At 63.2% G+C, this 22,656-nt stretch carries 20 protein-coding genes and 1 tRNA gene; 11 read left to right on the top strand and 10 right to left on the bottom strand.

The genetic code is table 11. From position 1 onward, the window contains the following. Positions 1-150 precede the first annotated feature (150 nt). The 5 genes from trpE to ACP7DW_RS27890 all read left to right on the top strand — a co-directional run bounded on the left by trpE (position 151) and on the right by ACP7DW_RS27890 (position 4,643). Positions 151-1,647, top strand: a complete 1,497-nt coding sequence (gene trpE, locus ACP7DW_RS27910) for an anthranilate synthase component I (protein ID WP_141171636.1) — start codon at positions 151-153, stop codon at positions 1,645-1,647. 1 nt (position 1,648) lies between these two features. Next, positions 1,649-2,212 (top strand): aminodeoxychorismate/anthranilate synthase component II, encoded by a 564-nt coding sequence (locus ACP7DW_RS27905; protein ID WP_426057659.1) that lies wholly within the window; start codon positions 1,649-1,651, stop codon positions 2,210-2,212. 65 nt (positions 2,213-2,277) lie between these two features. Next, a complete protein-coding gene (gene trpD, locus ACP7DW_RS27900; RefSeq protein WP_426057658.1) occupies positions 2,278-3,321 on the top strand; it encodes an anthranilate phosphoribosyltransferase in 1,044 nt (347 codons plus the stop codon). Positions 3,322-3,357: 36 nt separating this feature from the next. Next, positions 3,358-4,158 carry an indole-3-glycerol phosphate synthase TrpC gene (trpC, locus tag ACP7DW_RS27895; protein ID WP_426057657.1) on the top strand — a complete coding sequence of 267 codons (801 nt, stop codon included), beginning with the start codon at positions 3,358-3,360 and terminating at the stop codon, positions 4,156-4,158. A gap of 20 nt (positions 4,159-4,178) precedes the next feature. After that, complete coding sequence (locus ACP7DW_RS27890; RefSeq protein WP_426057656.1) at positions 4,179-4,643, top strand: hypothetical protein; 465 nt, start codon at positions 4,179-4,181, stop codon at positions 4,641-4,643. Here ACP7DW_RS27890 and ACP7DW_RS27885 read toward each other — a convergent pair. The 8 genes from ACP7DW_RS27885 to ACP7DW_RS27850 form a co-directional block, all read right to left on the bottom strand. After that, positions 4,594-5,769: a GGDEF domain-containing protein gene (locus ACP7DW_RS27885; protein WP_426057655.1), complete on the bottom strand. Its 1,176-nt coding sequence runs from the start codon at positions 5,767-5,769 to the stop codon at positions 4,594-4,596. The genes ACP7DW_RS27890 and ACP7DW_RS27885 overlap by 50 nt on opposite strands. Positions 5,770-5,983: 214 nt before the next feature. Then, a complete protein-coding gene (locus ACP7DW_RS27880) occupies positions 5,984-7,813 on the bottom strand; it encodes a M61 family metallopeptidase (protein WP_426057654.1) in 1,830 nt (609 codons plus the stop codon). Between the two features lie 27 nt (positions 7,814-7,840). Continuing rightward, positions 7,841-8,449 carry a nucleotidyltransferase family protein gene (locus ACP7DW_RS27875; RefSeq protein ID WP_426057653.1) on the bottom strand — a complete coding sequence of 203 codons (609 nt, stop codon included), beginning with the start codon at positions 8,447-8,449 and terminating at the stop codon, positions 7,841-7,843. A 13-nt stretch (positions 8,450-8,462) separates the two neighbouring features. Further along, positions 8,463-10,736, bottom strand: coding sequence for a molybdopterin cofactor-binding domain-containing protein (locus tag ACP7DW_RS27870; protein ID WP_426057652.1), 2,274 nt, complete (start codon positions 10,734-10,736; stop codon positions 8,463-8,465). Positions 10,737-10,746: 10 nt separating this feature from the next. Beyond that, entirely contained in the window at positions 10,747-11,205 is a 459-nt protein-coding gene (locus tag ACP7DW_RS27865) for a (2Fe-2S)-binding protein (RefSeq protein ID WP_071079595.1), read from the bottom strand. 132 nt (positions 11,206-11,337) lie between these two features. Next, positions 11,338-12,054, bottom strand: a complete 717-nt coding sequence (locus ACP7DW_RS27860; protein ID WP_282408207.1) for a DsbC family protein — start codon at positions 12,052-12,054, stop codon at positions 11,338-11,340. Between the two features lie 161 nt (positions 12,055-12,215). Then, complete coding sequence (locus ACP7DW_RS27855) at positions 12,216-13,448, bottom strand: FAD-dependent monooxygenase (protein ID WP_426057651.1); 1,233 nt, start codon at positions 13,446-13,448, stop codon at positions 12,216-12,218. Next, positions 13,445-13,762, bottom strand: coding sequence for a hypothetical protein (locus ACP7DW_RS27850; RefSeq protein WP_426057650.1), 318 nt, complete (start codon positions 13,760-13,762; stop codon positions 13,445-13,447). Before ACP7DW_RS27850 ends, ACP7DW_RS27855 begins: the two co-directional genes overlap by 4 nt. 32 nt (positions 13,763-13,794) lie before the next feature. Here ACP7DW_RS27850 and ACP7DW_RS27845 point away from each other — a divergent pair. Beyond that, positions 13,795-13,870, top strand: a tRNA-Phe gene (locus ACP7DW_RS27845). 255 nt (positions 13,871-14,125) lie between these two features. Next, the gene (locus ACP7DW_RS27840; RefSeq protein ID WP_298406459.1) at positions 14,126-14,659 is read left to right on the top strand and encodes a hypothetical protein; all 534 of its coding nucleotides are present in this window, start codon (positions 14,126-14,128) and stop codon (positions 14,657-14,659) included. Positions 14,660-14,799: 140 nt separating this feature from the next. Here ACP7DW_RS27840 and ACP7DW_RS27835 read toward each other — a convergent pair whose 3' ends face one another. Further along, positions 14,800-15,339 (bottom strand): DUF2058 domain-containing protein, encoded by a 540-nt coding sequence (locus tag ACP7DW_RS27835; protein ID WP_096233723.1) that lies wholly within the window; start codon positions 15,337-15,339, stop codon positions 14,800-14,802. A 266-nt stretch (positions 15,340-15,605) separates the two neighbouring features. On the opposite strand from ACP7DW_RS27835, the gene ACP7DW_RS27830 reads away from it, so the two are divergent. The 3 genes from ACP7DW_RS27830 (at position 15,606) to ACP7DW_RS27820 (ending at position 20,846) form a co-directional block, all read left to right on the top strand. Further along, complete coding sequence (locus tag ACP7DW_RS27830) at positions 15,606-15,911, top strand: PsiF family protein (RefSeq protein WP_426057649.1); 306 nt, start codon at positions 15,606-15,608, stop codon at positions 15,909-15,911. 199 nt (positions 15,912-16,110) lie between these two features. Continuing rightward, positions 16,111-18,369: a putative bifunctional diguanylate cyclase/phosphodiesterase gene (locus ACP7DW_RS27825; RefSeq protein WP_426057648.1), complete on the top strand. Its 2,259-nt coding sequence runs from the start codon at positions 16,111-16,113 to the stop codon at positions 18,367-18,369. Between the two features lie 92 nt (positions 18,370-18,461). Next, the gene (locus tag ACP7DW_RS27820) at positions 18,462-20,846 is read left to right on the top strand and encodes a prolyl oligopeptidase family serine peptidase (protein WP_426057647.1); all 2,385 of its coding nucleotides are present in this window, start codon (positions 18,462-18,464) and stop codon (positions 20,844-20,846) included. A 136-nt stretch (positions 20,847-20,982) separates the two neighbouring features. Here the strand turns inward: ACP7DW_RS27820 and ACP7DW_RS27815 are convergent, their stop codons facing one another. Next, a complete protein-coding gene (locus ACP7DW_RS27815) occupies positions 20,983-21,978 on the bottom strand; it encodes a cytochrome-c peroxidase (protein ID WP_426057646.1) in 996 nt (331 codons plus the stop codon). Between the two features lie 208 nt (positions 21,979-22,186). Between ACP7DW_RS27815 and ACP7DW_RS27810 the strand changes: the two genes are divergently transcribed. Continuing rightward, positions 22,187-22,618: a hypothetical protein gene (locus tag ACP7DW_RS27810; RefSeq protein ID WP_426057645.1), complete on the top strand. Its 432-nt coding sequence runs from the start codon at positions 22,187-22,189 to the stop codon at positions 22,616-22,618. The last annotated feature ends 38 nt before the right edge of the window (positions 22,619-22,656 follow it).

Raw genomic sequence — 22,656 nt, 5'->3', positions numbered from 1 at the left:
GGCCTGAGGGCCGAGCCGTGTAAGATTGCTGTCGGCGGCACGCGCGCATTTGCGTGTTGTATGCGCCGGCAGGTTTTTTGATAACCCACCGCAGGGTCTGTGCTTTATAAGCACGACGCACACGCGTACCCTGGCGGCATGGAGAGATACATGACCGAACTCGAATTCAAATCGCTGGCCCAACAAGGCTACAACCGCATCCCCCTGATCGCGGAGGCTTTTGCCGACCTCGAAACCCCGCTCACGCTGTACCTGAAACTGGCGCAAACCCAGCAAGGCGGCAAGAACACCTTCCTGCTCGAATCGGTCGTCGGCGGCGAACGCTTCGGCCGCTATTCCTTCATCGGCTTGCCCGCTACCACGGTGCTGCGCAGCCATGGCAACCGCACCGAGATCGTCAAAAACGGCGCCGTGATCGAAGAGCACGAAGGCAATCCGCTCGACTTCATCGAACAGTACCAATCGCGCTTCAAAGTGGCCCTGCGCCCCGGCATGCCGCGTTTCTGCGGCGGACTGGCCGGCTACTTCGGCTACGACACCGTGCGCCACATCGAGAAAAAGCTGGCCGGCGGCGCGCCGAAAGACGACTTGAACCTGCCCGACATCCAGTTGATGGTGACGGAAGAACTGGCCGTCATCGACAACCTGTCCGGCAAACTCTACCTGATCGTGTATGCCGACACCACGCAGCCCGAGTCGTTCAGCAAAGCGCGCCAGCGCCTGAAAGACTTGCGCATGATGCTGCGCCGCGGCGTCGATGCGCCCGTCACCAGCGCCTCCGTGCGTACGGAAACCATCCGCGACTTCTCCAAGGAAGACTACCTGAAGGCGGTCGCCAAGGCGCATGAATACGTGATGGCCGGCGACTTGATGCAGGTGCAGATCGGCCAGCGCATCCGTAAACCGTATGTCGATTCGCCACTGACCCTGTACCGCGCCCTGCGTTCGCTCAATCCGTCACCCTATATGTACTTCTATAATTTCGGCGACATGCAGATCATCGGCGCCTCGCCCGAGATTTTGGTGCGCAACGAGACGAGGGCGGACGGCGGCAAGAAAGTCACCCTGCGCCCCATCGCCGGCACCCGTCCACGCGGCGCCACGCCAGAGCGCGACGCCGAACTGTCGGCCGAACTGCTGGCCGATCCGAAAGAGATCGCCGAACACGTGATGCTGATCGACCTGGCGCGCAACGACATCGGCCGCATCGCCGAAACGGGCAGCGTGCAAGTCACCGACCGCATGGTCATCGAAAAATACTCGCACGTGCAGCACATCGTCTCGAACGTCGAAGGCACCTTAAAAGATGGCCTGTCGAACCTGGACGTGCTGCGCGCGACCTTCCCCGCCGGCACCCTGACGGGCGCGCCGAAAGTGCGCGCCATGGAAGTGATCGACGAACTCGAAATCACCAAGCGCGGCATCTACGGCGGCGCCTGCGGCTACCTGTCGTTTGGCGGCGAAATGGACGTGGCGATCGCGATTCGCACGGGCGTGATCAAGGACGGCATGCTGTATGTGCAGGCTGCGGCCGGCATCGTGGCCGACTCGATCCCCGAAATGGAATGGCAGGAAACCGAAAACAAGGCGCGCGCCGTATTGCGCGCCGCCGAACAAGTGCAAGATGGCCTGGATGGGGAGTTTTAAGATGCTGCTGATGATCGACAACTACGACTCCTTCACCTACAACATCGTGCAGTATTTCGGCGAACTGGGTGAAGACGTGCGGGTCTACCGCAACGATGAAATCACGATCGAGCAGATCGAGGCGCTGAATCCGGACCGCATCTGCATCTCGCCCGGCCCGAAAGCGCCGGCACAGGCAGGCATTTCGGTGGCAGTGCTCAAGCACTTCGCCGGCAAGAAGCCGATACTCGGCGTCTGTCTGGGCCACCAGGCCATCGGCGAAGCGTTTGGCGGCAAGGTCATCCGCGCCAAGCAGGTCATGCATGGCAAGACTTCCCTCATCGCGCATACGGGCGTGGGCGTCTTCCAAGGCTTGCCCAGCCCCTTCACAGTGATCCGCTACCACTCTTTGGCGATCGAACGCGCCTCGCTGCCTTCCTGCCTGGAAGTGACGGCGTGGACGGACGACGGCGAAATCATGGGCGTGCGCCACCGGGAATACGATATCGAGGGCGTGCAGTTTCACCCCGAATCGATCCTCTCGGAGCACGGCCACGCCCTGCTGAAGAATTTCCTCGAGCGCTGATTCCCTGCGCACGCCCCGGCGTGCCATCAGTGTCCTCCTGCGCCATCATTGAAGAAGGAAGCATCATGCCGATCACCCCACAAGAAGCCCTGCTGCGCTGCATCGAACACCGCGAAATCTTTCACGACGAAATGCTGTACCTGTTCCGCCAGATCATGTCCGGCGAAATGTCGCCCACCATGATCGCGGCGCTGACCATGGGCCTGCGCGTGAAAAAGGAAACCATCGGCGAAATCGCCGCCGCCGCGCAAGTGATGCGCGAGTTCTCCACCAAGGTGCCCATGGCCGACACCACCAACCTGCTCGACATCGTCGGCACGGGCGGCGACGGCGCGCACACTTTTAATATCTCCACCGCCTCGATGTTCGTGGCGGCAGCAGCCGGCGCGCGCGTGGCCAAGCATGGCGGGCGCAGCGTCTCGTCCTCGTCCGGCAGCGCCGACGTGCTCGACTCGCTGGGCGTCAACATCAACCTGCAGCCCGAGCAGATTGCCCAGTCGATCGCGCAAACGGGCATCGGCTTCATGTACGCACCGAACCACCATGCGGCCATGAAGCATGCGGCGCCCGTGCGCCGCGAACTGGGCGTACGCACGATCTTCAATATCCTCGGCCCGCTGACCAATCCGGCCGGCGCGCCGAACATTCTGATGGGCGTGTTCCACGCCGACCTGGTCGGCATCCAGGTGCGCGTGCTGCAGCGCCTGGGCGCGCAGCATGCCATCGTCGTGTATGGCCGCGACAATATGGATGAAGTGTCGCTCGGTGCCTCTACCCTCGTGGGCGAACTGGTCAACGGCGAAATCCGCGAATATGAAATCCATCCGGAAGACTTCGGCATGTCGATGATCGCCAGCCGCAACCTGAAGGTGGCCGACTCCATCGAATCGAAGGCCAAGATGCTGGAAGCACTGCGCGGCGAACCCGGTGCGGCGGCAGACATCGTCGCCCTGAACGCGGGCACGGCGCTGTACGCGGCCGGCGTGGCCAGCTCGATCGAAGACGGCCTGGCGCGCGCGCGCATCGCCGTCGGCTCGGGCGCCGCCCTGGCAAAACTGGAACAATTCGTGCAGGTGACGCAGCAGCTGGGCACGCCAAAGCAAGCGTAAGCTCCACCCGCCCTCCTTGATAGAATAGCGACCATCATGTCCGACATACTCGATAAAATCCTGGCCGTGAAGGCCGACGAAGTGGCGAAGGCGAAAGCCCATCGCAGCCTGGCCAGCCTGCGCGGCGACGTGGAAAGCGACAGCGCCCTGCGCGCGGATCTGCGCGGCTTCGAGGCCAGCCTGCGCCAGCACATCGCCGCCGGCAAGCCCGGCATCATCGCCGAAGTCAAAAAGGCCTCGCCGTCGAAAGGCGTGATCCGCGCCGACTTCCGCCCGGCGGACATCGCCGCCAGCTATGCGGCGCATGGCGCGGCCTGCCTGTCCGTGCTGACGGATGAACCGTTCTTCCAGGGCTGCGTGGATTACCTGCAGCAGGCGCGCGCCGCCTGCGCCATTCCCGTGCTGCGCAAGGACTTCATGGTCGACATGTATCAGATCTATGAAGCGCGCGCCATGGGCGCCGACTGCATCCTGCTGATCGTCGCCGCGCTCGACCATGGCCTGATGGCCGAAATGGAAGCGTGTGCCCACGAACTGGGCATGGGCGTGCTGATCGAGAGCCACGATGGCGAAGAACTCGACGCGGCACTCAAGCTCAAGAGCGCACTGATCGGCATCAACAACCGCAACCTGCGCACCTTCGAGACCTCGCTCGACACGACCATCAATCTCTTGCCGCGCATCCCGCAAGACAAATTGATCATCACGGAATCGGGCATCCACAGCACGGCCGACGTGCAACGCATGCGCGATGCGCACATCCACAGCTTCCTCGTGGGCGAAGCGTTCATGCGCGCACCAGACCCCGGCGTGGAACTGGAACGCCTGTTCAGTTAAACCATGGTAGGCTGGCAGGCATGAGACACGCGATAATCGTCCTTGCCGCCGCCAGCCTGCTGTCGGCTTGCCAGACTGCGGCCCCGCCAGCGGCGCACACGCCCGCACTTACGCCACCTCGCACGCCGGCCGCGATACAGCTCGCCGCCAGCATCGACGCCTACAAGTCGCTGGTGGCGCAGCAGATCATGGCCGCCAATGGCGCATATACATTCAGCGGGCGCCTGCCGCCCATGTTGCCGGCCATCGTCGTGCTGGACCTGCGCGTTGGCCCCGACGGCGCGCTGAAAAGCGTGCAGGTACACCGCTCACGCGACAGCGAAGCATCGGCTGCGGCGCTGGCCGCCGTGCGGCGCGTGCAAGAACTCTTTCCGCCAGCGGCACACCTGATGCACCGCCACGCCAGAACCTTCGATTTTTCCGAAACCTTCCTGTTCAACGAACAGTACCGATTCCAGCTGCGGACATTGTCCGGTCCTCAGTAAACGCGCAAGCATCGAGCTCGATGCGGTCGCGTCCCCGCTCCTTGGCCAGGTACAGGGCCGCATCGGCGCGCGACAGCAATTCTTCCAGCCCCTCCACCACCGATGCCTGACAAGCGACGCCTATGCTGACGGTACACGAAGGCAGTCCCGCATGACTGGACTCGCGCAGCAAGGCGCGTATGCGTTCGGCCACGCCCAAGGCGCTATGCACAGGCATGTCCGGCATCAGCACGACGAACTCCTCGCCGCCGAAACGCGCCACGCAATCCGATTCGCGCAAGGCGTCTTTGATCACGGTGGCCACATGCGCCAGCACCTGGTCTCCCACCGCGTGACCGTAGCGGTCATTGATCGATTTGAAGTAATCGAGGTCGATGCTGAGCAGTGTCAACGGCAAACGGCGGCGGCGCAGATTACCTATCTCGCGCGCATAGGCGTCGCCAAAGCCGCGCCGGTTCAGCACCTGCGTCAGCGGATCGTGGGTCGAGCGGCGCTCCAGTATCTGTTGAAGGCGGCGCGTCGCCACCGTCATGAAGCCCACCGTCAGCAACAGCGCCATGAAATTGGCGACCGCCAGATAGATGCCGGCCGGCGTGCCTGCCACCGCCAGGTTGACGCTGGCGCCGCCATGCAGCAATGCCGACACGCCGCGCGCCAGCACCACGACAGCTTGCAACAGCATCAGCGCACCAAAGAAAAAACTCGAAAAATGGCGCTCGCCGTAGCGCCATACCAGCTGCACCTGGCGCGCATAAAACAGGAAGACCAGCAGGGAGAAGACCGCCACGCGCGCCGAAAAGTCGGGGTGCACCAGCAGCCACCAGCTGTTGCCAGCGATGGCCAGGGAAAATATCAGCAGATAGGCGCGGCGACTCGTCGCCAGGCCAAAGAATTTCTCCGTGCCCAGCATCGACAGGCCGATGCCGGCCACCAGCGCCGCATTGGCTGCGATCATGCACAATGCCGACGGCAGCACCTCGCGGGTGCCGAACAGCAGCGATGCGCACACCAGCAACAGCAAACCGGCCGACCAATGCCCCAGGCCGTGTACCTCGCGCCGGAAACTGCGATACACCGAGAACATGACGATGCTCATCGCCCCGCACATCAGGGTCGTCATCAACATAATCGTTCGTGGATCGAGGGTTTGCACGTTGGGCACGATCTAAAAGAAACAGTTCGGCAATTTTAGTTTACTTAAAGGAAAATTAGTTCATTTGCGGTAAATATGATGGTACAGCGCCAATATTGGTGGATAACTTGCATTTAAGAAGTGGCATCTTGAAATGAAAAACCGGCCATAACGGCCGGTTCTCTGTCTTAACGCATGACCATCAGCATCATGCCGCGCTAGGACGCTTCGGCCCCGTGGCTTTCTTTGGCGCCGGCAGCAGGGTCAAACTGACACCCGGCACGCGGTCGCCCTGCAATACGCAGGCAAACGTCATCAGCTCGTCGCGGCGGAAGGCGTGGATGGCCACCCTGGCGCCGACGGCATAACGGCCCAGCAAGGTGTCCAGGTTGGTGCCCGTCACGCGCAAGCCATCGACGGCCACCAGCACGTCGCCCGCCGACAGGCCGGCCACATGGGCGGCGCCGCCCTGGTGCACCTGCGCCAGTCTGGCGTCGTTGCCGTCGCGGCCCAGGCTGACGTCCAGGCTGGGCTTTTCCGCCTTGCGCGCGTCGCTGTATTTCACGCCGAACGGCGCCAGCAGGCGCGCCAGTGGCACATCGTCCGTGCCGCGGATGTAGCGCTCGAAGAACGGCTTCATGCGCGTGCCGCAGACCTCATCGAACAGCGCTTCGACTTCGGCCGGCGTCACGCCACGGCCCTTGCCCTTGTAGAAATCGCGGCCATAGCGCTGCCACAGCGCCTGCATCACGTCGTCCAGCGACTTTTCACCATTCGTCTTGCTGCGGAGCGTCAGGTCGAAGGCCAGCGCGATCAGCGAACCCTTGGTGTAATAGCTGACGATGGCGTTCGGCGCGTTTTCATCCTGGCGATAGTATTTGCCCCAGGCGTCGAAGCTGGAATCGGCCACGCTTTGCTTGGTACGGCCGCTGCCGCGCAGCACACTGTTGACGGTCTTGCCCAGCAATTTGAAATAGGCGGCCTCGTCGATCAGGCCCGCGCGCACCAGCATCAGGTCGTCGTAATAGCTGGTGAAGCCCTCGAATAGCCACAGCAGCGGCGAATAGCTTTCCGCCTGCAGGTTGTACGGAGCAAAGGCGGCCGGCTTGATGCGCTTGACGTTCCAGGTATGGAAGTACTCGTGGCTGCACAGGCCGAGGAATTTCAGGTAGCCGTCGCCGATCTCCGTGCTGCTTGACGCCGTCGTCGGCAAGTCGGCGCGCGCGCAAATCAGCGCCGTCGAGGCGCGGTGTTCCAGGCCGCCGTAACCATCGCCGACGGCCATGGTCATGAACACATAGCGGTCCATCGGGGCTTTTTTCGACTTCGGCTCGAAGAAGGCGATCTGCGTTTCGCAGATGGCTTTCAGGTCGCGGCACAAACGGTCCAGGTCCAGGTTCGGCACCTTGCCCGTGACGACGATATCGTGCGGCACGCCATGCGCCTTGAAGGTGGCCAGCGCGAAGTCGCCCATTTCCACCGGGTGGTCGATCAGCTCATCGTAGTTGGCCGCCTGGTAGCTGCCGAAACCATAGCGCTTCGCCTTCAGTTCCGGCAGGGTGGTGGCGACGCGCCAGGTCTTGCAGGCCGCATCCTTGGGCTGCACGATGTGCACCTCGTGCGGCTCGGCCTCCTGGCCCAGCACGCGCAGGAACACGCTGGTGCCGTTGAAGAAGCCGTGATTCTGGTCCAGGTGCGCGGCGCGCACGGACAAATCCCAGGCATACACGTCGTACTCGAGCGTCAAGGCGCCCTGGCACGGAGCCGCTTGCCACGAATGCTTGTCCAGCTTGGCCAGCGCCACGGCCTTGCCCTCGGACTCGGCGCGGATGCTGACGATGTTGCGCGAAAATTCGCGGATCATGTAGCTGCCCGGGATCCAGGCCGGCAAGGACAAGACCTGGCCGATGGCGGCCGGCGACTTGACCGTCAAGGTCACCTTGAACATGTGGCCAGCCAGATCAAGGGCGGCGATGCTGTAGATGATGCCGGCGGCGGGCGCCTTGGCGATGCTTTTTTTAGTTGGAGCTTTTTTCATGTTTTTCTCGTGTCTGGCATGGATGTTCTAAAGTCGCCCGGGCATGCCATGCACCGGCGACAAATCGTCAGGTGTATCAATATCGCGCAAGATGCCGCTGTCGTCCACTGCCACGTCGCATACGGCATGGCTGTTGACGATGCTGCGCGCGCCCTGGTCGCCATCGAGCGCCAGCAGCAGCGGCAAGTGAAAGGCACTGAACGCGACAGGATTGCCGCGCCGTCCCTGGAACACGGGCACGGCGATGTGCGCGCCATCGCCGATGGCTTGCGACAAGGCGGCGATTGTAGCCGCTTCTACACCAGGCATGTCGCCCAGGGCGATCAGCCAGCCCGGCGCGCCGCGAACGTAGTCGATGGCGCAGGTGAGCGAGGCGGCCATGCCCGTGTCGGCATCATGGCAGACGCGCACCTCGCAGCCCAGCGCGCCGAGCACGCGCGCCACCTGCGTGTCGTCGGCGCGCACCACGGCCACCACGCGCGGCAAGGCCGCCAGCATGTTCCTGGCCGCCGCCACCACGACCGGCAAGCCCGCATGCGGGCCTTCCGTCAACGGCTGCAGTAATTTGTTCTGCACGCCGGAAGGGTCGAACCTGCGTCCCCTTCCGGCTGCCAGCAAGATGCCGACCGTACTCAAAAAATGGCTACCGTCATGCGGCCGCCAGGTCGAACGGCAGCTTGCGCAGGCGCTTGCCCGTCAGGGCAAACAGCGCATTGGCAAACGCCGGCGCCAGCGGCGGCACGCCCGGTTCGCCCATGCCCGTCGGCGCGTCGCCCGATGGGACCAGGTGCACCTCGATCACCGGCATGTCGGGCATGCGCGGCACCGGGTAGTCGCCGAAGTTCTGCTGCTGCACCACGCCATCCTTGAGCGTGATGGCCGCGCCGGGAATGGTCATGCCCAGCGCCATCAGCGCGGCGCCCTGCACTTGCGCCTCGATCGTCAACGGATTGACGGCCAGGTTGCAATGCACGCCCGCCCATACCTGGTGCAGCCTGGGCGCGCCTTGGACCACGGACGCCGTCACCACGTAGGCGACCACGGAATTGAACGATTCATGCATGGCCACGCCCCAGGCCTGCCCTTTCGGCAGCTTCTTCCTGCCATAGCCGGACTTGGCCACGGCCAGGTCCAGCGCGGCGATGTGGCGCGTATGCTTCGCGTCGATCAGCTGCTTGCGGTAGGCGACGGGGTCCATCTTTGCCACATGCGCCGCTTCGTCGATCAGGGTTTCCATGACAAAGGCCGTGTGCGTCGAGCCGACGGAGCGCCACCACAGCACGGGCACGTTCGCCTTGGCCGTGTGCACGGACAATTTCATCGGCAAGGTGTACGGCTCGCCCATGCCTTCGACCATGGTGCCGTCGACGCCATTTTTCACCATGAAGGCTTCGAACGGCGTGCCAGCCATGATGGACTGGCCCACGATGGTGTGGTCCCAGGCGAGGATCTTGCCTTTGGCGTCGAGGCCGATCTGCGCACGGTGCACATGCGACGGCCGGTAGTAGCCGCCCTTGATGTCGTCCTCGCGGCTCCACATCAGCTTTAACGGGCCGCTCTTGCCCGCCGCCCGGTACGCCTTGGCCACATTGACGGCTTCGACCACGTAATCGGACGAGGGCACGGCGCGCCGGCCGAAACCGCCGCCGGCCATCATCGTGTGCAGGGTCACCTGTTCGAGTTTCAGGCCGGACGTGGCGGCAATCGCCGCCTGGTCGCCGGTCTGGAATTGCGAGCCCACCCACATCGTGCATTTGTCCGCTTGCAGGTCAACGACGCAGTTGAGCGGTTCCATCGGCGCGTGCGCCAGGTAGGGAAATTCGTAGACGGCTTCGATCTTTTTCGGCGCCTTGGCCAGCTTGCCCATGTCGGCAGGCTTGGCGACCGTGCCCGGCGTTTTCGCCAGCGCCTTGAAGGCAGCCAGTTGCTGGTCGCTGCTGACCTTTTCCACGGCGCTGGTATCCCACTCGATCACCAGCGCGTCGCGTCCCTGCTTGGCGGGCCAGTAACCGTCGGCAATCACCGCCACGCCGCTGCCGCCACGGTCGGTCTTCACTTCCAGCACCTCCAGCACGCCCTTGATGGCCTTGGCCTTGCTGGCGTCGAACTTCGCTACTTTCGCGCCAAACACGGGCGGGCGCGCCACCATCGCCACTTTCGCGCCGGGCGGCTTGAAGTCGATACCGAACTGCTGTTTTCCCGTGGACTTGGCGGCCGCGTCGAGCCGTTTCACGGGTTGGCCGATGATGGCAAAGTCACGCGGGTCCTTCAGCTTGACGGTGGCAGGTACGGGTTGGCGCATGGCCGCGTCGGCAAGTTCGCCAAACGTCGCCTTTTGCCCGCCGGGGCCATACAGCACGCCCTTGGCGGCGCGCACCTGATCAGGGTTGACTTTCCACTGCGCGGCGGCGGCGCCCACCAGCATGGCGCGCGCCTTGGCGCCGATTTCGCGGTACTGCGTGAACGAATGGGCGATGCTGCCCGAGCCGCCCGTCATCTGCATGCCGTAGGCGGCATCCTTGTACTGCTCGCCGGCGGGCGCCAGCGCGCCATGCACCAGGCTCCAGTCTGCGTCGAGTTCCTCGGCGATCAGCATGGGCAAGCTCGTTTGCACGCCCTGGCCGAATTCCAGCCGGTTCACCTGCACCGTCACCGTGTTATCGGGGGCGATGTGCAAGAAGGCGTTCGGCGCGTACGCGGGCTTGGCGGGGGCGGCATCGGCCGCCTGCGCCAGCTTGCCGGCGCCGGGCAGGAAAAAGCCCAGCATCAAGCCGCCGCCGGCCACCGCGCCGGCCTTCATGAAACCGCGCCGCGAGACGCCATCGGCCGCGCCAACCACAGCCACCGGCGCCGCTGCCAGTGCCGCGCCCAGGGTCACGCCGCCATGCTGCAATGCTTCCTGATTCAACCATTCGATACGCATGTCGCTCTCCTCAGGCCAGGGTCTTGGCCGCGTCCTTGATGGCCGCGCGGATCCGTTGATAGGTGCCGCAGCGGCAGATATTGCCGCTCATGGCGCCGTCGATGTCGGCATCGCTGGGCGCCTTGTTGCTGCGCAGCAGCGCCGTGGCGCTCATCACCTGGCCGCTTTGACAGTAGCCGCATTGCGGCACGTCGTGGCGCACCCATGCCGCCTGCACGGCCTTGCCCACCTGGTCGTTTTCCATCGCTTCGATGGTGGTGATCTTTTGCGCGCCGACCGAGGAAATCGGCGTGATGCAGGAGCGGATCGGCTGGCCGTCGAGGTGCACCGTGCAGGCGCCGCACAGGGCCGCGCCGCAACCGAATTTGGTGCCCGTCATGTTCAGGTTATCGCGCAGCGCCCACAGGATGGGCGTGGAAGGATCGGCGTCGACCTGCGTGTCGCGTCCGTTGATATTCAAGGTAATCATCTGCTGCTTCCCCTTTTTTGGATTGTTATGGCGTCTACAAACAACACTTGATGATACGACAGCGGAAAAAAGTGCAAAAAAAAGCGCGCCTTGCGAGGGCGCGCCGTCCAGCCTTCCTGGCGACAGCCCGGATTACTTAATGGTCGAGAATTTCTGTTCCAGCGTCTTCGCATCGACCGCGCCCGGAATGCGGCTGCCGTCGGCAAAGAAGATGGCCGGCGTGCCCGAGACGCGCAACTGCTGGCCCAGGGCCAGGATTTTTTCATGCGGGTTGGCGCACGTGGCGGCGACCGTGGCAGGCGCCTTGCCGTTCAACATCCAGTCATCCCAGGCCTTGTTGCGGTCAGGTGCGCACCAGACATTGCGCGACTTGACGATGGAGTCCGGCGACAGGATGTTGTACATGAAGGTGTAGACGGTGACGTTGTCGATTTCCTTCAGCGCGTTCTGGCGGAAGCGCTTGCAATAGCCGCAGTTCGGATCTTCGAACACGGCGATCACGCGCTTGCCATTGCCCTTGACGGTTTTCATGGCCGAGTCGAGCGGCAGGTCGGAGAACTTGATGCGGTTGACTTCGTCCAGGCGCACCTTGGTCAGGTCTTGCGAGGTCTTGGCATCGAATACGTGGCCGACGAACAGGTATTGCGCGGCCTTGTCCGTGTACAGGATATCGCCACCCGTGCGCACTTCGTACAGGCCGCCGTACGGCGTTTCCTTGACCGAGTCGACCTTGGCGCCTTCGCCCAGGCGCGGCTCGATCAGCTTTTTGATGCTCGCTTCCGTCGGCGTTTCCGCGCCGGCGCACGACATCATCAGGCCCGAGGCCATCAGCAAGGCGATTTTGCTCATGCTTCTGTTCATTGTTATCACTATCACTTCTCCACTTGAAACGCCTGGCGGAACTGGCCTCTGGCCCGGCGTCGTTATCTCTTTGATAAAACGATCGCCGCAGACCAGCTGCGGCGACCTTGAATTTTCACTGCTACTATTATCCGGCGCTATCTTAAGATTTACTGATGTCCCAATGCATGCGCAATCATTTTTCGCTTCAGCGCCGGCAATTTATCGAGCAAGTTTAATCCCAAATTGCGAACCACGCGCAACGGCTCCAGATCGGCGCCGAATAATCGCGCCAGGCCATCGGTGGCCAGCTGCATCAGCAGCACGTCTTCCTTGCGCGCGCGCGCATAGCGGGCCAGCACGCGCTCGTCGCCGATGCCGCGGTGCGCTTCGCGTTCACTGATCGTCTTGACCAGCTGCGCCACGTCCGCAAAGCCCAGGTTCATGCCGTGGCCGGCCATCGGGTGCACCACGTGGGCGGCGTCACCGACCAGGGCCACGCGCGGCGCCACCATGGCGTGCGGGCGCATCAGGGTCAGCGGAAACGCGCGCACCAGCTCCGGCTGCAGCGGCGTGAGCTTACCCAGTTTGTCGTGGCAATACGCGGCCAGGCGCGCGGCCAGCGCGTCGGCCGATTCGGACATCAAGGTATCGGCCAGCGCATCGGGCGCCGACCAGACGAGGGAAACGCGGTCGCCCGGCAGCGGCAGCAGCGCGACGATGCCTTCGCTGCCCGTAAACCACTGGTGGGCCGCGCCATGGTGCGGCTTTTCGCAGGCGAAGTTGCTGACCACGCCGCGCTGGCCGTAGGAGCGGTAATCGAGGCCGATGTCGCACTGGCCGCGCACCCAGGACTGGGCGCCGTCCGCGCCGACCACCAGCGCGCAGGTGATGGTGTCGCCGCCATCGAGGTGCACGATGGCCGAGTCGTTCGTCCATTCCAGGCGGCTGGCGCGGCCCTGCACCACATTGACGTTCGGCGCGAATTTCAGCGCGGCGTCCAGCGCCTGGCCCAGGTTGCGGTCCTCGATGATCCAGGCCAGGGTATTCACATGGGCGCCGTAGGCGTCGAAACCGAGTCCGCCCGCCTGCGCGCCGTCGCCGTTGACCAGCATGGCGTCGACGGGCGCCACCCTGTCGGTCTCCAGGGCGCCCCACACCTTCAGCGAAGACAGCAACTGGTGCGCCGTGTGATTGAGCGCATACACGCGCACATCCCAACTGGCTTCGAGCGGCTTGATCGTGGGTGCCGGCGGACTCACCGGGGATAACAGGGTGACGCTTTGTCCTGCCTGGGCAAACGCCAGCGCCGTGGTTTTCGCGATGGCGCCATTGCCGACGATGCAAACGTCGCTGTGGCTATGCATGAAGCGCCGCATGGTGGGGGGAGTGGGACTGTTCATGCGGCCATTATAGCGTTTGCCGGCTCCGTTTCAGCATGCGCGTGCGCCGGCGCAAACGGCGAAAAGCCAAAGATTTTCACTATTCTTGATCCTGGCGCAGAAATGCCTGCGCCCGCGTCGGGCGTGCCGATGAAGGTGACGGGCGTGGCCGCCTCGACCGCCAGTTGGCGTGTTTGGTCGTCGACAAGATCCAGACCATGTCCTGCCAACCGCCACACCATGCCCCCATCCTTTGTTGATAAAAATACTACCTGCGACAATAAAAGGCAGGCATACCCAGAAAATCCAGGAAAATTTACAGTCGGCTCTTGCATTCGTGTTTTGGTCTGCTATAATTCGCCACCTTGGCCTGGTAGCTCAGTCGGTAGAGCAGAGGATTGAAAATCCTTGTGTCGGTGGTTCGATTCCGCCCCGGGCCACCAAGAATTCGTAATACGTTCAAAAACGCCACCTTCGGGTGGCGTTTTTGTTTGTGCAATACACATTCCCGACATCAGCCCGTCTCCATGGCCACGCCCCGGCGAATGGCTGGCCTATCTCCTGGCAGCACCATCACCCGATCTTTCCAGCGCCACTTTGCGCGCGCTCATGTCCGCGCTGGCAGAAATGGGCAAAATCGCAGATCGTCGATACATTCCCTCGGTTCTCACAGGTCTTTTGCTCATCAAGGGGTCGCCATGAAGCATTTCATCGTCCTTGCCTTCTCGGCCATCGTTTTAGCGTGCCCTTCGGCCATTGCCGGCACGCAAGTCCTCGGCGCGGAAATAGGCGTCACCACCAGCGAGCAGCTGCGAAAAGCGCTGTCCAGGAACACCAAAATTCGAGACCGGGGAGTCAACCAGTACAGCGGCGGGAAGATGCTGGCGACAGATGGTTCATCCTACGACATTCAAGGGCTCACGGAAGTCGTGTATATCTTCGACGCCCAGGGCAAGCTTGCCGGCGTCATCATGGATATGGATAAAGACCGTTTCGCATCGATTTATCAACTGCTGCGGCAAAAGTATAAGGTCCGCTCAGAGAGGCGCCCTTTTGTCGGAGATCAATATGCTCTCTTCAAACCTGCAGACGCAACAATCGAACTCGATGCGCCGCACCTGAGTTTTACGATGGAGGTGCGCTATCTGCGTAACGACCTCCTGCAGAAGTTCAACGCCGATACGGCGGCAGAAGAAGCCGCGAAGAAAAAAACTGAGGCCGAGAAATTCTAAGTAGGTCGTGGGAAATTATTGTGAAGTAATGACGAACAGCACCGGATGCTCTGCAAGGCGCCCGCACGCCTATGAAAACGGGCCGTTCCCGGCCCGCTCGCTACACCATCCGACGCACCTGGCGCCGCGAGATCTCCCTCTTACCACATCAAATCATCAGGAATCTGGAACGCCGCATACGGATCGTCCTCGTCCACTTGCGTGCTGGCCTGTTTCACGCGCACGACGATGGCCGGATCGCGTTCGGCGATCTTGTCGGCGATGATGCGCGGCACCAGTTCCACGGCGCCGCCCAGGCAGATGATCACCAAACGGCCCGCCACCAGGTGGGCCTGCACGGCGGCCGTCACGTAGATGCGCTCGATCTTGTTGTTAAACGTGAAGTTATATGGCAGCTCGCCGTGGTTGCCCTTGCTCTGGCGGTTCTTTTGCACCATTTGCGCGATCTGCGCCACGATGGCCTTCTGGTTGGCGGCCGCGTCGCGCTGGGCGTTCAGTTCGCGCGCGCGTTCGGCGTTCTTGCGCTGCGTCTCGAGCGCGGCCAGGCGCACCTCGTCAACGCTTTGCGTGCCGCTCTTGCGCTCGTCCTTTTTTTGCTTGCTCTTGTCCTGGTTGGCCAGCTTGACCTTCTTCTTGTCGACCAGGCCGGCCTTTAAAAACTGCTCTTGCAACGAGACCATAACTACTCCGTATTGAGGGTGCGCCGGCCAAGGCAGCGGCATCGGCCGGTGGAAAGACGCTAGCATAGCAAAAAACAGGAGCGCTGCCGCCGCAACATGGCTGCCCGGGCCAGCCGGTGGACGCATGGCGCCTGACAGTAACAAAAAGACACACTCGCGTGGGAATTTTGTTGATAAATGTCATATAGTTAGTTACGTTCTGCATATCGGCAGTGAACTGCCGATTGCACGTCCCCTTCCATCGCCTGCGTCTACAAGGATTTGCCATGAAACAATTAATCGCCCTCTGCATCGCTGCCGCGTTTGCCAGCACCGCCTTTGCCGCCGCACCGGAAGCGGCCCCCGCCGCCAAGACGGCGCAGCAGTCGAAAATGACCACCTGCAATGCGGACGCCGCCGGCAAGAAGGGCGATGATCGCAAAACCTTCATGAAGGAATGCCTGAGCGCCAAGCCGGCGCCGGCCATGACGCAGCAAAACAAGATGAAAACATGCAATGCCGATGCCAAGGACATGAAGGGCGACGCGCGCAAGGCATTCATGAAAGAATGCCTGAGCGCACCGAAAAAATAAGCGCCGGTTCGAAGCCCCAGTGTGCGCTTCACCCCATAGCGCCAGCCGGAAGGCTGGCTTTTTTTTGCCAGCAACCCGCCGCCAGGCATGCAACCATGCTTAATGATCAAGATGACATGGAGAAAGATAACGCGTAGTATTTAATCAACCTACTGCTCAGTACGGTTACACGGCATTCTGGAGAAAGGACGGCAGCGTGGTGGCGTCGAACGATCTCGCGCACTGGCGCGGCCAGGTCTTCAAGCACCTGCTGCAGGTGGTGCTGCTGCTTGGCTTCGTGACGGCCATTCCCAGCGCGCTGCTGGCCGCGAGCGAAGCCATCTGGTCCATTGTCGCCCTCGACTTGCTGGCCCTCGGCTGGATCGGCGTCATCTGGCATCTGCGCGCCATGCCCTACCGCTGGCGCGTGTGGCAATTCCTCATCGTCGCCTACCTGGTGGGCGTGGGCCTGCTGCTGAAAATCGGCCCCGTCAGCCAGATCTACATGATGCTCATGCCCGTGCTGGCGGCACTGCTGCTGGGCATGCGACCCGCCCTGTCCACCCTGGCCCTGACCTCGCTGACCATCTTTTTACTGGGCCTGCATCCGGACGTCGCCCTGCACCTGCCGGGCACGCCCGACTCTCCCGTGCTGCGCGCGCTGATCGTGGCCCTGAACTTCCTGTTCATCGCCGCCGTGCTGACCCTGTCTTGCGCCTTCCTGCTGCGCCACCTGGAAAGCAGCAGCCAGGCCCTGTCGCAACGCAACGCCGAGCTGCGCTTGACGGCCACGGCGCTGGCCCGCCTGAACGACATGGTGATGATCGCCGAAGTGGCTGATGCCCCGCCCGGCCCCGGCGCCGGGACGGTATCGGCCACGCGCATCATCTTCGTCAACGACGCCTTCGAGCGCAGCAGCGGCTATGCGCGCGCCGAGGTGCTGGGCCGCAGCCTGCTGTTCCAGCAGGGCCCCGCCACCGATGAGGGCGAACTGGCGCGCGTCGCCGCCGCCATGGCCCGCGCCCAACCGGCACGCGCGGAATTGCTGAACTACAACAAGGCGGGCAAGGCGTACTGGGTCGAAGCGGAACTGGTGCCGTTTACGGATGCGGACGGCAGGCAGACGCACTGGGTGGCGGTCGAACGCGAAATCGACGAGCGCAAGCGATCGGAAGCGGACATCCACCGCCTGGCCTTCTACGACGTGCTGACGGGCTTGCCCAACCGTCGCCTGCTGATGGACCGCATCGCCCACTTGCTGGCCGCCGCGCCGCGCGACCAGTCCATCAGTGCGCTGATGTTCATCGACCTCGACCACTTCAAGCACATCAACGACGCGCGCGGCCACGCCACCGGCGACGCGCTGCTGCGCCTGGCGGGCGAACGGCTGGCACAGCTGATGCGAAAGGCCGACACGGTGGCGCGCATCGGCGGCGACGAATTCGTCGTGCTGCTGGCGCACCTGGCCGATGACGTGCACGGCGCGGCCCATGCGGCGGCCCAGGTGGCCGAGAAAATCCGCGCCGCCATCGCGCGCGACTTCGAGATCGGCGGGCAGTCGTATCATTGCAGCGCCAGCATCGGCGTGACCCTGCTGCCGAAAGCGCAGCAGCAGGCGCACGACCTGCTGCGCGAAGCCGATATCGCCATGTACCGCGCCAAGGCCGAAGGGCGCAACGGCATCGCCTTCTTTGAAGCGGCCATGCAGGCGGACGTGGAGCGTCGCCTGACCCTGGAACGGGCGCTGGCGCGAGCGCTCGATGCCAATCAATTATGCATGCACGTGCAGCCGCAGGTCGACCGCCATGGCCGGGTGACGGGCGCCGAATTGCTGATGCGCTGGCCGCAGCCGGACGGCAGCTTTATCGCACCGGGCATCTTCATCCCCATCGCCGAGGAATCAGGGCTGATCGTCAAGCTGGGGCATTGGGCCCTGCGCGAAGCGTGTCGCGCCGCCAGCCTGCTGGCGCAGGCGGGATCACCCGTCGCCCTGTCGGTGAACGTCAGCCCGGCCCAGTTTCGCCAGCCCGATTTCACCTGCCGCGTGCAGGCGGCGCTGGCCGAACACGGCACGCCGGCCGGCGCCCTGATCCTGGAACTGACGGAAGGCTTGCTGATCGACCAGCGCGACGCCTCGCTGGCGCGCATGCGCGAACTGGCAGCCCTGGGCATCCGCTTTTCCATCGACGATTTCGGCACCGGCTATTCCAGCCTCGCCTACCTGACCTCGATGCCGCTGTACGAACTCAAAATCGACAAGCGCTTCATCGACGACACGCCGCGCGACACGGCCATCGTGCAGGCGATCCTGGCCATGGCGCGCCACCTGGGCTTGCGCGTGGTGGCCGAAGGCGTGGAAACGCAGGAGCAGGCCGACTTCCTGGTCGCCCACGATTGCGACGGCTTGCAGGGTTACCTGTATGCGCGGCCGATGCCGCTAGCCGACTTTCTCACCTGGCTGGCCCGGCAGCAAGCTTAGCTTTCCGACATTTCCTGTACGAAACTCCTCCGCTAGAATACCGGCCTCATAGCCTGTACCTTCACCATCCCCTTTGACTAAAGTGATCCCCGATGCGTCTGGTTCTTCCCCTGCTGCCGCTGTTGCTCTCTCTGCTGCCCGCCGCGCATGCGGCCCCTTCCACCACCGCCCCCACGCCGATCACCCTGGACCAGGCCATGGCCGATCCCGACTGGATCGGCACACCCGTCGAAGCGGCATGGTGGGGCTGGAATGGCCAGCTGTATTACAAGCAAAAGCGCCTCGGCTCGCCCTTGCGCGACACGTATCAAGTGGCAGGCGCGCACGCCAAACTGAATAGCGGCAAGAAGGTCGACGACGCGCAACTGGCCCATCTTGATGGCCAGCAGATGCTCGTCAACCGGGCCGGCACGCGCGCCATCCTGCTGCGCAACGGCGACTTGTTCGAGCGCGACCTGAAAAACGGCACCTTGACGCAAATCACGCGCGGCGTCTCGGCCATCAGCGACCCGCAATATTCCGCCGACGGCGGCGCCGTGCAATACCGCAGCGGCACCGACTGGTTCAGCTGGAGCCGCGTTGACCGCCTGAGCGCCCCCATCGCCCTGCTGCGCGCGGCCAAGGACCCGGACGCCAAGCCGGAAGCGGATGCCCTGCGCGAACTGCAGCTGCGCCTGATCGTCAACCTGGCGCGCCAGAAGGAAGAGCGCGACGCGGCCCGCGAGCGACGCCACGAAGAGCGCCGCCTGGACGCCACGCGCGCGCCGGAACCGATCTACCTGGGCGACAAAGTCACCATTTCCGGCAGCGCCCTGTCGCCGAATGGCCGCTGGCTGCTGTTCGTCACGCAGGACAAGGCCGCCGAGAAGGGCAAGCTGGGCAAACTGGCCCGCTACGTGACGGAAACGGGCTACCCGGAAGCGGACGACGAGCGCACGCGCGTGGGCCGCAACATGCCGATCGCGCAAAGCCTGAAACTGGCCGACCTGCGCACGGGCCAGGTGCGCGACATCGCTTTCGACAGCCTGCCCGGCATCGCCGTGGACCCACTGGCGCTTCTGCGCGCCGAACAGAAGCTGCCGCCGTTGAAAGGCAACCGCCCCGTGCGCATCGACGCCCAGCGCGACGGCATCGCCTGGACCGATGACGGCAGCAAGGTGGCCGTGCGCGTGCGCGCCATCGACAACAAGGATGGCTGGCTCGCCAACGTCGACCTGGCCAATGGCGCCTTGCTGCCCGTGCACCGCATCAGCGACGCGGCCTGGGTCAACCGCCGCGCCGAGGAATTTGGCTGGCTGCCCGACAATGCCACCCTGTGGTACCTGTCCGAGGAAAGCGGCTACGCCCACCTGTACACGAAGACGGGCGCCGCGCCGGCGCGCGCCTTGACCAGCGGCCAATGGGAAGTGAGCGCCGTCGAATGGAGCCGCGACGGCAAGAGCGCCTATTTCATGTGCAACCGGCAAGCGCCAGGCACGTATGAAGTGTGCGCCAGCACGGCCAAGGATGGCGGCGCACGCGAAGTGACGAAGTTGAAAGGCGTGGAAAACTTCGGCCTGTCGCCCGATAACGGCAAGCTGCTGCTGCGCTATTCGAGCAGCTATATGCCGGCCCAGCTGGCGACGATTTCCGTTGCAGGCGGCAAGGCGAATATTCTGACGGATACGCGCAGCGAGGCCTTCAAGGCGCGCAATTGGGTCATGCCGCAACTGGTGCAAGTGCCGTCCACGCATGGCGCAGCACCCATCTGGGCCAAGTTGTATCGCCCGGCGCAGCTGCAAGCAGGCAAACAATATCCGATCGTCATGTTCGCGCACGGCGCGGGCTACCTGCAGAACGTGACCGAGCGCTACCCTGTGTATTTCCGCGAACAGATGTTCCACAACCTGCTGGTGGAGCAAGGCTATATCGTGCTCGACGTCGACTACCGCGCCTCGCTCGGTTACGGCAGCGCCTGGCGCACGGCCATCTACCGCCAGATGGGCCACCCGGAACTGGACGATTTCATCGACGGCGCCAACTGGCTGGCGCAGCAGCACCAGGGCGACATCAACAATGTGGGCATCTATGGCGGCAGTTATGGCGGCTTCATGAGCCTGATGGCCCTGATGCGCGCCCCGGAAATCTTCAAGTCCGGCGCCGCCCTGCGTCCCGTGACGGACTGGACCACGTATAACCACGAGTACACGGCGAATATCCTGAACACGCCGGACGTCGATCCGCAGGCGTATAAAATCTCGTCGCCCATCGAATACGCCGACAAGCTGACGGGCAACCTCCTGATCGCCCATGGCATGATCGACGACAACGTGTTTTACCAGGATTCCGTGCGCCTGTCGCAGCGTTTGATCGAGCTCAAAAAGGATAACTGGGAAATGGCCAGCTACCCGATGGAACGCCACGGCTTCGTGCAGCCGGAAGCGTGGTATGACGAGTACCGCCGGATTTATCAGTTGTTCCAAAGAACCTTGAAGTAATCGTCATTGCCCGGCTCGCTCGGTAAAAACTGTCGGATTACGCGAGGCGAGGCCTCGCTAATCCGACCTACTCGCTCAGGCGTAGGTCGGATTAGCGGCGCAGCCGCGTAATCCGACACCCACACACTCCAATTACTCAGTCAAACGGCACGGGCCGCGGCGTCGTGTCCGACGATGGCGGCAGGATCGGCAGCACGATGTGCGGCTGCTTGCCCGTCAGGGTCTTCAGGAAGGCCACCAGCTTGGCATTTTCGTCGGGCGTAAACGTGCGGCCCAGTTGCAAACGGCCCATCACGTCGACGGCCTGCGTCAGGGTGGCCGCTTCGCCATCGTGGAAGTAGGGGTAGGTCAGTTCCACGTTGCGCAGGGTCGGTACCTTGAAATTGAAACGGTCCGCATCCTTGCCCGTCACGGCCGAGCGCCCTTGCGCCGTCATCGCCGTTTTATACGGTTCCACCACCCCCATCTTCTGGAAAGTATTGCCGCCCACGGCGGGACCGTTATGACAGGCGATGCAGCCGCTCGATTTGAACAGCTGGTAGCCGGCCAGCTCGTCTTTCGTCAGCGCGCTTTTCTTGCCCATCAGCCATTGGTCGAAGCGGGAACCGGGGGTTACCAGCACTTCCTCGAAGGCGGCGATGGCGCGCGTGACTTGCTCGATGGTCAATTTATCCTGGCCGAACACTTGCCGAAATTGCGCGCGGTAGGCGGGAATCGAGGCCAGCACATCGATGGCCAGCTCATGCGTAAAAGCCATCTCGCCGGGATTGGCGATGGGGCCACCCGCCTGCTCCTGCAAATCCTTGGCGCGGCCATCCCAGAATTGCGCGACGTTCATGCTGGCATTGAGCACCGTAGGCGAATTGATCGGCCCGCGCTGCCAGTTGTGGCCTATCGAGGTCTTGATGTTGTCCGTGCCGCCCATGCTCAGGTTATGGCAGCTATTGCAGGAAATAAAGCCCGAGCGCGACAGGCGCGGATCGAAAAACAGTTTCTTGCCCAGCTCGACCATGGCCGGATTGGCCACCTTGGCGGCTGTGAGCGGCTGGATCGGCTCCTTTTCGGCGGCGTGCAGCACGTTGCCGAAGGCCAGGCTGGCGATGAAGAGGAAGGGGGAAAAAGTGCGGCGCATAGTCTAACTCCTGTAAACATTGCCGAATCGGCGGCGCGCGCCGGCGCGGGAATGCAGCGCACCGGCCCGGTTGCCACCCGTACATCGCTGATTGGATGTTGATTTATATTAACTTTGACTGCTTGGCAATGAAAATGACGGGGATCAAGGATAGTCCAGCGCGCGAATCGCGCTTGCCATTTGGGCAAGCGTGGCACATGATGAAGGCATGAAAACGCCCACCTACTCCGCCCTGCTGCGCGCCGCGTGCGCCAGCTTCCTGCTGCTTGCCGCCAGCGCCTGCGGCAGCGCCCCCACGCAAAATGATGCGCCGCCCGCACCCGGCAATGCCAGCTTGCTGGCGCAAATCCAGGAGGAAGTGGGCGCCGCCGCCTGCGATTCCACGCAGCAATGCCACACCATCGCCATCGGCGCCAAGGCCTGCGGGGGGCCCGAGCGCTACCTGGCCTGGTCCAGCAAGGAGCATGATGGCAAGAAACTCAAGGCACTGGCCCAGGCGCAAGCCGAAGCGAGCCGCAAGCAGCAGCAGGCGGACGGCATGATGTCGACCTGCGCCATCGTCACGGACCCGGGCGCCACCTGCGAAGCGGGACGCTGCGTGCTGCAAAAGAGCGGCCTGGGCGGCAACTCGGCGATGTAAAAAAAGCCGCTGAATCAGCGGCTTGAGGGTTCTGCAAC

The sequence above is a fragment of the Janthinobacterium sp. PSRC1-1 genome (assembly GCF_049897525.1).
Classification (GTDB): domain Bacteria; phylum Pseudomonadota; class Gammaproteobacteria; order Burkholderiales; family Burkholderiaceae_D; genus Janthinobacterium; species Janthinobacterium tructae.
Note: the sequence above shows the minus strand (reverse complement) of the source record. Positions and strands in the feature narration are given on the sequence as shown.